Annotated in this window: 10 protein-coding genes; 3 read left to right on the top strand and 7 right to left on the bottom strand. The window is 74.6% G+C overall.

From position 1 onward, the window contains the following. Window positions 1-79 precede the first annotated feature (79 nt). On the bottom strand, window positions 80-454 hold the full coding sequence (locus ABD879_RS30800) for a hypothetical protein (protein ID WP_345025258.1): 375 nt from the start codon (window positions 452-454) through the stop codon (window positions 80-82). Between the two features lie 132 nt (window positions 455-586). After that, on the bottom strand, window positions 587-1,222 hold the full coding sequence (locus tag ABD879_RS30795; RefSeq protein ID WP_345025257.1) for a PadR family transcriptional regulator: 636 nt from the start codon (window positions 1,220-1,222) through the stop codon (window positions 587-589). Window positions 1,223-1,332: 110 nt separating this feature from the next. On the opposite strand from ABD879_RS30795, the gene ABD879_RS30790 reads away from it, so the two are divergent. The 3 genes from ABD879_RS30790 to ABD879_RS30780 all read left to right on the top strand — a co-directional run bounded on the left by ABD879_RS30790 (window position 1,333) and on the right by ABD879_RS30780 (window position 3,837). Then, a complete protein-coding gene (locus tag ABD879_RS30790) occupies window positions 1,333-1,665 on the top strand; it encodes a YnfA family protein (protein WP_345025256.1) in 333 nt (110 codons plus the stop codon). Window positions 1,666-1,817: 152 nt separating this feature from the next. Then, complete coding sequence (locus ABD879_RS30785; RefSeq protein ID WP_425549670.1) at window positions 1,818-3,182, top strand: TrkH family potassium uptake protein; 1,365 nt, start codon at window positions 1,818-1,820, stop codon at window positions 3,180-3,182. Beyond that, entirely contained in the window at window positions 3,175-3,837 is a 663-nt protein-coding gene (locus ABD879_RS30780) for a potassium channel family protein (protein ID WP_345025253.1), read from the top strand. The genes ABD879_RS30785 and ABD879_RS30780 overlap by 8 nt, the downstream gene beginning before the upstream one ends. Window positions 3,838-3,873: 36 nt before the next feature. Here ABD879_RS30780 and ABD879_RS30775 read toward each other — a convergent pair whose 3' ends face one another. From ABD879_RS30775 to ABD879_RS30755, 5 genes are all read right to left on the bottom strand, one after another. Next, entirely contained in the window at window positions 3,874-5,151 is a 1,278-nt protein-coding gene (locus ABD879_RS30775; protein WP_345025251.1) for an ArsB/NhaD family transporter, read from the bottom strand. 532 nt (window positions 5,152-5,683) lie between these two features. Further along, window positions 5,684-7,315, bottom strand: a complete 1,632-nt coding sequence (locus ABD879_RS30770; RefSeq protein ID WP_345025250.1) for an ABC transporter permease — start codon at window positions 7,313-7,315, stop codon at window positions 5,684-5,686. Continuing rightward, on the bottom strand, window positions 7,312-8,229 hold the full coding sequence (locus ABD879_RS30765; RefSeq protein WP_345025249.1) for an ABC transporter ATP-binding protein: 918 nt from the start codon (window positions 8,227-8,229) through the stop codon (window positions 7,312-7,314). Before ABD879_RS30765 ends, ABD879_RS30770 begins: the two co-directional genes overlap by 4 nt. 231 nt (window positions 8,230-8,460) lie before the next feature. After that, window positions 8,461-9,192 carry a TetR/AcrR family transcriptional regulator gene (locus ABD879_RS30760; RefSeq protein WP_345025248.1) on the bottom strand — a complete coding sequence of 244 codons (732 nt, stop codon included), beginning with the start codon at window positions 9,190-9,192 and terminating at the stop codon, window positions 8,461-8,463. Between the two features lie 78 nt (window positions 9,193-9,270). Next, window positions 9,271-9,399, bottom strand: coding sequence for a hypothetical protein (locus ABD879_RS30755; RefSeq protein ID WP_345025247.1), 129 nt, complete (start codon window positions 9,397-9,399; stop codon window positions 9,271-9,273). Window positions 9,400-9,560: the final 161 nt, after the last annotated feature.

Here is a 9,560-nt window from a genome sequence, read left to right as displayed (position 1 = left end):
CACCGCGCGGCCGGCGCGGCGCTCGGCCACTGCGGCCCGCCGTGCCGGCCGCGTGCGGCCGGGCAGGGCGGTGCCGGGCTCAGGAGCCACCGGAGCGGCCGGGGTTCTCCAGGCGGAAGAAGTTGCTCTGCGACCCGTCCGCCTTGTGCTCCTGGTAGATGAAGTTGAGGTTGCGCTCGTCGAAGGTGGCGAACCAGTCGTCCCAGGAGATCTCCCGCAGGTTCTCGCTGCGGGAGCCGCCGGGGAAGTCGAGCAGGAGCCGGCCCGGCCGGCCCCCGTACTCGCTGCCCGGCACCGTGGCGGGCTTGGCGCCGCGCTCCTCGGCCCACTGCCGGATCGAGTCGTGGTCGGTGGTCACCAGGCTGCGGCCGGGACGGTCCTCGTGCTCCTCCGGCGAGATCACGTGCTGCTGGTACCGGTGGTCTCCCTCGATGGGGCGGCCCGAGTCCGACATGGCACTCCTCCTCACGGTGCTGCTGGTCGGTACGGCGGTCGCCCCTACCCCGGACAAATCACATCAAAAGCCAACAAAGCAAACCTTGGAGGGGGGCGGGCCGCGCCTTTCCCCTCGGCCTCTCCCTCGGCGTCAGCCGGCCTCGCCCGGTGGGCCCGCGGCTCGCCCGGCCGGGCGCCGGTGGTGCGCCCGCCACTCGTCCATCCCCGCGAACGCACCCGAGCGCAGCGCGTCGACCAGCCGGCGGATCCACTCCACCTCGGCCTGCCCGACCGCGATCCGGTAGTCGTCCTCGACCAGGTGGATGTCCGCCACGCCCGCCGCCCTGGTCTCGGCCATGCGGGCGCGGTAGGCGGCCAGGCGCTCGGCGACCCGCTCCGCGCGCCGCTCCAGCAGCTCCACGGCCTCCTCGGGCGGCAGGGCGGGCAGCAGCGACAGCCCGGCCACGAAACGCGGGAACTCGTGCTGGGGCTCGCCGATGAGCTCCCGGAGCCAGTCGCGGATCTCGACGCGCCCGCGGTCGGTCAGCGCGTACACGGTGCGCTCGGGCCGCCGCCCCGACCGCGCCGTCCCGGCCTCCTCGATCAGGCCCTCGCGGTGCAGCGCGCGCACCACCGTGTACAGCGAGCCGTACTTGATGTTGATGCTGTCCTGCTTCTCGCGCTCGCGCAGCGTGGTGACCATCTCGTAGGCGTGCATCGGCCGCTCCTGCAGCAGGACCAGCACGGCCAGCGCCAGCGGATTGCTGATCTTCCGTTCTGCGGTCATGGCCCCTCTCCGGTCGCGCCCCACCCTAGCCCCGCCCGGCCCGGCGGCGGAGGCGCGGGACGCCGCCCGGCCCGCGCCCGGGAACGGCCGGGCCGGTAACCTGCCGGGGCATGACGGTGCTGCGTTCCCTGGCGTTGTTCGTGCTGGCCGCCGTCGCGGAGATCGGCGGCGCGTGGCTGGTGTGGCAGGGCCTGCGCGAGCACCGCGGCTGGCTGTGGGCGGGCGCCGGGGTGGCGGCCCTCGGCGCGTACGGCTTCGTCGCCACGTTCCAGCCGGAGGCGCACTTCGGGCGGATCCTGGCCGCCTACGGCGGCGTGTTCGTGGCCGGATCGCTGGTGTGGGGCATCGTCATGGACGGGTTCCGGCCCGACCGGTGGGACATCGCGGGCGCCCTCGTCTGCCTCGCCGGAGTGGCGATCATCATGTACGCTCCGCGCGGCTGACCCTCCGTCACCGCGCCGCGTGACCTGGGCCACGGGGGGCATCCCGCCGTTCCCGGTCGCGGAGCGTGGTGGAATGGCTAGCGTTGTCTCGGAACATCGGCTGACCTGCGTCTCTCCGGAGGTGCTCCATCATCCCCGTTCGCGGCCGGACGATCCGGCGGGCGGCGGCGCGCCCGGCGGCCGCACCGCTGGGCCGCTTCCGGCACCCGGCGCAGGCGGTCGTCACCGGGTTCGGCTTCGCCGTGGCCGTCGGCACCCTGCTGCTGTCGCTCCCCGCGGCGACCGAGGGGGACGCGCCCACCCGGTTCCTGGACGCGCTGTTCACCGCCACCTCGGCGGTCTGCGTCACCGGCCTGGTGACCGTCGACACCAGCGCGCACTGGTCGCTGTTCGGCGAGCTGGTCATCCTGGGGCTGATCCAGGCGGGCGGCCTGGGCATCATGACCCTGGCCACGGTGTTCGCACTGGTGATGTCGCGGCGGCTGGGGCTGCGCGCCCGGATGGTGGCGCAGGCCGAGACCAAGACGCTGCGCAGCACCGACGTGCGGCGGGTGCTGCGCAACGTGGTGCTGTTCAGCCTGGCCTCCGAGACCCTGGTGGCCGCGGTGCTGACCGTGCGGTTCGCGGTCGCCTACGACGACTCCCTCGGCCGGGCCGCCTACCACGGCGTCTTCCACGCGGTCTCGGCGTTCAACAACGCCGGGTTCGCGCTGTGGCCCGACAGCCTGGTGCGGTTCGCCGCCGACCCGTGGATCATCCTGCCGATCTGCGCCGCGGTCATCGTCGGCGGGCTCGGCTTCCCCGTGGTGTTCGAGCTGGCCCGGTCCTGGCGGCGGCCGCGCGGCTGGTCGGTGCTGACCCGCGTCACCGTCGCCGTCACCGGGGCGCTGCTGGCCTGCGGCACCCTGCTGCTGACCGCCGCCGAGTGGAACAACCCCGCCACCCTCGGCGGGCTCAGCGAGCCCGCCCGCTGGCTGGCCGGGTTCACCGCCGCCGTCATGCCCCGCTCGGGCGGCTTCAACAGCCTCGACGTGGCGCACATGCGCGCCGAGAGCTGGCTGGCCACCGACGCGCTGATGTTCATCGGCGGCGGCAGCGCGGGCACCGCGGGCGGCATCAAGGTCACCACGTTCGGGCTGCTGGCGTTCGTGGTGTGGGCGGAGATGCGCGGCGACACCCGGGTCCACGTGGGGCGCCGGCGGCTGCCCGAGGGCACCCAGCGGCAGGCCGTGGCGATCGCCCTGCTCGGCGTGGGGCTGGTGGTGGCCGCCACGTTCACGCTCATGGCGCTCACCGCGCACGGCCTGGACCGGGTGCTGTTCGAGGTCGTCTCCGCGTTCGGCATCGTGGGCCTGAGCACCGGCATCACCGCCGACCTGCCGCCCGCCGGGCACATCCTGCTCATCGTGCTGATGTTCGTGGGCCGCACCGGCCCGCTGACGTTGGCGACCGCGCTGGCGCTGCGCGAACGCGTCCGGCGCTACGAACTACCCGAGGAGCGACCCATCGTTGGCTGACACACGACACGACCCGGTGGTGGTGATCGGGCTGGGCCGGTTCGGCTCGGCGCTGGCCCTGGAACTGGCCGCGCGCGGCACCGAGGTGCTGGCCATCGACCGCCGGCCCAAGATCGTGCAGGGACTGGCCGGGCGGATCACCCAGATCGCCGCCGCCGACGCCACCGACCTGGAGGCGCTGCGCGAGCTGGGCGTGGGCGAGTTCTACCGCGCGGTCGTGGCCATCGGCGGCGACCTGGAGTCCAGCATCCTGGTCACCTCCCTGCTGGTGGAGCTGGGCGTCGACGACATCTGGGCCAAGGCCGTCACCCACCAGCACAAGCGCATCCTGGAACGGATCGGCGCCCACCACATCGTGCTGCCCGAGCACGACATGGGCGAGCGCGTCGCCCACCTGGTCAGCGGCCGCATGCTCGACTACATCGAGCTGGACGACGGCTACGCGCTGGTCAAGACGCACCCGCCCCGGGAGTTCGTCGGGGTGCCGCTCGGCGAGACCAAGCTGCGCAGCAAGCACGGCGTGACCGTGGTGGCCGTCAAGCCCAAGGGCGAGCCGTTCACCTACGCCACCGCGGACACGGTGCTGCAGTACGGCGACGTCGTCCTGGTCGCCGGGCCCGCCGGCAAGGCCGAGCGCTTCGCCGAACGGCTGTGACCGCGCCGCCGGGCGGGCCCGCCGCGGACGGCGCCGTCACAGGTAGCGCAGCCACAGGTACGGCGTCGCCAGCGCCACCGACAGAAGGGTGACGACCAGCCCGTACCGGGTGAACCGCCAGAAGCTGATGGGCGTGCCGTTGCGGGCGGCCAGGCCGAGGACGACGACGTTGGCGGAGGCGCCGATGGCGGTGGCGTTGCCGCCCAGGTCCGCGCCGAGCGCCAGGGCCCACCACAGCGCCTGTCCGGCGTCGCCGTGCTGCTGGACCAGGTCGGCGACGATCGGGCTCATCGTGGCGACGTAGGGGATGTTGTCGACGATCGCCGACAGGGCCGCCGAGGCCCACAGCAGCATCATCGCGGCCACGGCCAGGCGCCCTTCGGTCGCGTCCGCCGCGGCCTTGGAGACGTCGGCGATGACGCCCGTCTTCACCAGCCCGCCGACCATGACGAACAGCCCGGCGAAGAACACCAGCGTCGGCCACTCCACCTCGCGCAGGGCGTCCTCGGTGGTGACGCGGGTGGCGGCCACCAGCAGCCCCGCGCCCAGCAGCGCCACCACCGACGGCTCGTAGTGCAGCACCGGGTGCAGCACGAACGCGGCGATGACGACGCCCAGCACCGCCAGGCTCTGGGCCAGCAGCCGCCGGTCGGTGATGGCCTCCTTCTCCTCCAGGGCCATGACCGCCGCGGCCCGCTCGGGGTCGTAGTGGAACGCCGAGCGGAACAGCCACCGGCAGACCAGGCAGAACGCCGCCGTCAGCACCACGATGAACGGCGCCAGGTGGACCAGGAAGTCGTTGAAGGTCAGCCCGGCGCGGCTGGCGATGATGATGTTGGGCGGGTCGCCGACCAGCGTGGCGGCGCCGCCGATGTTGGAGGCCATCACCTCGGCGATCAGGTACGGCTCGGGGCGCAGATCGAGCCGGTCGCACACCAGGAAGGTGACGGGGGCGATGAGCAGCACGGTGGTGACGTTGTCCAGCAGCGCCGAGGCCACCGCGGTGAGCAGCACCAGCATGACCAGCAGCCGGTAGGGGCGCCCCCGGGCGCGTTTGGCGGCCCAGATCGCCAGGTACTCGAACACGCCGGTCTGCCGCAGCACCGAGACGATGACCATCATCCCCAGCAGCAGGAACACCACGTTCCAGTCGATGCCGGTGTCCTCGGCGAAGAACGCCGCGTGCGCGTCGGTGATGTGCAGCAGCAGCATCAGCCCGGCGCCGCCGAGGGCCACCGCGGTGCGGTGGATCTTCTCCGTCGCGATCAGGGCGTACGCCCCGACGAAGATCACGATGGCGATGACGGCGGTCACGGAACCCCTCCTGCTCGGCGGATGCGTCGGCGCGGGCGGCGGCGCGGCGGCGCGCCGCCGTTATCGGACACGCTGTCGGACGCGCTGTCGGACGCGCTGTCGGACGCGCTGTCGGACGCGCTGTCGGACGCGCTGTTGAACAAGCTGTCGGACGCGTCGTCCGGCGCGCCGTCGGGAGGGCGCCGAGGCCGTGCGAGCGGACGGAGGGCCCGGCGAGGCGGCGAGATCATCGGCGGTCGGCTCTCACAGGTAGCTGGAAACGGACGCCGACCAGACTTCCCGGCACACCGGACACGACCTTAACGTCATTTCGGTGCCCGTGCTACCAGGCGCTTCCGCGTGAAGAACGGAGGGGCGGAGCGGGCGGCACGCCGCGAGAGTGCAGAACCCGCTCCGCGCCGCGGGACACTCTACTCTTCCGCCCGGGTGAGATCATCCGGCGTCGGCCCCGCCAGGGGGCGCCGGAAGGGCGGACGCCCCTCCTCCCGCGGGCGGCCGGCGGCGGGGGAGGGGCGCGCTGGAGGCGGGGGCCTCAGCCCAGGGACATGTCCCTGCGGCGGAAGCCGCCCATGCCGGCGGCCGTCAGCACGGCGGCGACGGCCGCCAGCCATATCAGCGGCGTAGCGGTGAACTCGCCGCCCGGCAGCTCGGGGATGTGGTCGAACGGCGAGACGTCCCGCACCCACTGGTCCATCCGCAGCGTCGGCCCGAACAGCGAGATCACCACGACGGCGCCGTAGGCGCCCCAGCTCGCCGCCGCCACCCGCGGCGCCACCCCGAACAGCGCGACCGCCTCCGCCCCGACCGTCCACACCGCGGGCAGCTGCGCCAGCGCGGCGACGGTGACGCGCGGCGGCCAGCCGCCCGGGTCACCGGAGTTCAGGCCGTGGACCAGGCCGGCGGCGGCGCCCGCGAAGGCCAGCGCCGCCGCCGGCCCGAGCAGCGGGAACAGCAGGTGCGCGGCCTGCCAGCGGAGCCGCCCCACGGCCGTGGCCAGCACCGGTTCGGCGCGCAGGGACGCCTCCTCGGCCCGCATCCGCAGCACCGCCGACACCGCGTATCCCGCCGCGAACACCCCCAGCAGGCCCATCGCCGAGGCCAGGTAGGCGTCGGTGATCGCGGTCCGCCCGCCCAGCCGCGTCACGATCTCCTCCAGGCCGGGGTTCTCCTTCACCAGGTCGCCGACCCCGTCGGCCACCCCGCCGAACGCCACGCCGAGGGCGGCGAGCCCGACCAGCCAGCCGTACAGCGGACGGCCGTGCAGCCGCCACGCCAGCCCGAACGGGCCGGACAGCGCGGCCGGCGCCTCGGCGGGGCCCAGGGACGGCGGCAGGACGCCCGCGCCCACGTCCCGCCGCCCCGACAGCGCGGCCGCGGCCGCGACCGGCGCGGCGACCAGCGCGGCGCCGAGGAGCAGCACCCACCACCGCTCGTCCCCGAAGGGGGCGAGGCGGACGCCCCAGCCGAGCGGCGACAGCCACGACAGCCACTGCAGGCCGTTGCCCTCCCCGCCGACGTCGGCGGCCATCCGGACGGCGAACGCGCCGCCGAGCGCGGCGACCGACAGCCCGCGCGCCGCCCCCGCGCCCTCGGCGACCTGCGCGGCGACCCCGGCGACCGCGGCGAACACGCATCCGGCCATGGTGAGCTGCAGGCCGAGCGCCGCCGCCCCGGCCGCGGACACGTCCCGGGCCGCCAGCGCGGCCGCGGCCAGTGCGCCCAGCACCGCGCTCGCCCCCATGGCGACCAGCAGCGCCGCGGCCAGCCCGGCGCCGCGGCCCAGCACGGTGGCGCCGAGCAGCTCGCGGCGCCCGGCCTCCTCCTCCGCCCGGGTGTGCCGGATCACCGTCAGCGCGCAGATCAGCCCGACGATCACCGGGAGCAGTCCGGCCCGCTGCGCGGCCAGGGCGCCCGGGTCGGTGCCGTGCAGCGGCCCGTACAGGGCCAGGAACGTGGGGCTGGTCCCGGACGTGCGGGCGTACTGCAGGCGGTCCGCCTCGGTCGGGAACAGCCCCTCGAAGCTCGCGAGGAAGGCGGCCGGCATGACGGCGGACAGCAGGACCCAGATCGGCAGGACGACCCGGTCGCGGCGCAGGATCAGCCGGACCATCGCGCCGGTGCCCACCAGCGCGTGCCCTGCGCCGCGGTTCGCCGCGCGGCTCATCGCACCGCCTCCCGCGGCCGCTCGTCCTGGTAGTGGCGCAGGAACAGCTCCTCCAGGGTGGGCGGCCGGCTGGTGAGGCTGCGCACTCCGATGGACGCCAGCCGCCGCAGCACCGCGTCCAGGGCGGCGGTGTCCACCTCGCAGCGCACCCGGTGGCCGTCGACGCGCAGGTCGTGCACGCCGGGCAGGTCGGGCAGCCCGTCGGGCGGCGCCGCCAGCTCGGCGTCGATGGAGGTGCGGGTCAGGTGCCGCAGCTCGGCCAGGGTGCCGGTCTCGACGGTGCGGCCCCTGCGGATGATCGTCACCCGGTCGCACAACGCCTCGACCTCGGACAGGATGTGGCTGGACAGCAGCACGGTGCGGCCCCGGTCGCGCTCCTCGCGGACGCACTCCTGGAACACCTCCTCCATGAGGGGGTCCAGGCCGGAGGTGGGCTCGTCCAGGACGAGCAGCGCCGCGTCCGAGGCCAGCGCGGCCACCAGGCCGACCTTCTGCCGGTTGCCCTTGGAGTAGGCGCGGCCCTTCTTCCGCGGGTCCAGCTCGAACCGCTCCAGCAGCTCGTCGCGGCGCCGCCGGTCCAGGCCGCCGCGCATGCGGCCGAGCAGGTCGATCACCTCGCCGCCGGACAGGTTCGGCCACAGCGTCACGTCGCCGGGGACGTAGGCCAGGTGCCGGTGCAGGCGGGTGGCGTCCTTCCAGGGGTCGCCGCCCAGCAGCCGGGCGGTGCCGCCGTCGGCGCGCAGCAGGCCGAGCAGGATCCGGATGGTGGTGGACTTGCCCGCCCCGTTGGGACCGAGGAAGCCGTGCACCTCGCCGGCGCGGACGGTCAGGTCCAGCCCGTCCAGCGCCCGTGTCCGGCCGAACGTCTTGACCAGCCCGGACACCTCGATGGGGGACGTGGTCTGTTGTGTCATGGAAACACCTCGTGCAGGTGTGCGTGCAGGTGGATTGCGGTGCAGGGTGCGGTCGCCGGGTCCCGCCGTGTGAAGCGTGGGACCGGTGTGTCAGCAAGGGGCGGACGGTGTCCGTGACACGGCGTGCGGTGTCGCCGCGGCCGGTTCCCGCCTGCCCGCGGCGCGACGGCGGTCGGCCGCCGCGAGGACCGGCGCGAGGACCGGCGCGGTGCGGCGCGGGGCCGCCGGCGGTCAGGCGGGCGGGTCGGAGTCGGCCTTGCGCGCGGCGGCGTCCGAGGTCGGGATGCGCTGGTCCGGATCGGACTCGGCGCCCCCCGGGGCGGAGGTCGGCAGTTCCCTCAAGGCGGCGCGGGCCTGCGCCACCAGGCCCGGCTCCAGCAGGTCGTCGGTGAAGATGTCGAGCATGGCGAGGGCCATGCGCGGGTAGCCCGCGGGCGTGAGCGGGTCGGCGCCGAGGTTGCGCGTCAGGTGCTCGTGCAGCACGACCGCCCCGAAGCTCATCGCGCACATCACGGCCGCGTACGCGTGCGGGTCGGCGGTCTTGGCCGGGGCCAGGCCCTCGGTGCCGTTCACGATGACGTCCTCGGCGAACTCGACCGCGTCGTCGAACAGCCGCGCCGCCGCCTCCGACCCGTCGACCAGGGCCCGGGCCACGTAGCGCTGCACCGACAGCGCCAGGGTGAGCGCGCCGGGCAGGAACCCCGGGGTGGCGATGCCGCCCTCGAGGGTCTCCTTCTTGGTCTCCCGGATGACCCCGATGACGTACTCGTCGCACGCCCTGCGCAGCGCCTCCTTCGAGCCGAAGTGGTGCTGCACCAGCCCGGGGGAGACCCCGGCGGCCTTGGCGATCCCGCGGATCGTCGCGCCGCTGACGCCGTGTTCGGCGAACTCGCGCAGCGCCGCGTCGCGGATCCGCGCGCGCGCCGTCAGGTCCTCGCTCGACCGTGACTCGTTGACTGCCACACCGCCATCGTGCAATACAAACGTTCAATGCGCAATACGCTTGTATTGCCGACGGGTGTCGGGCGCGGCCCGCCGGGCTCAGCGGGGCGCCGACCCGCCGCCGGGCGTCTGCAGGGACTCCATGCAGATCTTGAAGGCGTCCTGCGCCTTGACCGGGTCGAACCCGGGCGGCGGGGCGGTGGCCTGTCCGGGATCCGGCAGTTTCACCCCCTGCTTCTCCAGGCAGGCGGCAAGGGTCTTGTAAGCGCTCGGCGTGACCGTGGGCGTGGCGCGGCGTCGCGGCGCCGCCGCGGCGCCCGCCGCGGCGCGCGGCGTGCCCCCCGGCGTCGCTGCGCCTGCCGACGCGGACGGCGAACCCGGCGCGGGCG

The organism is Actinomadura keratinilytica (genome assembly GCF_039539665.1).
Lineage (GTDB): Bacteria > Actinomycetota > Actinomycetes > Streptosporangiales > Streptosporangiaceae > Spirillospora > Spirillospora keratinilytica.
The sequence above is the reverse complement of the archived record's forward strand: the minus strand, read 5'-3'. Positions and strand labels throughout refer to the sequence as shown.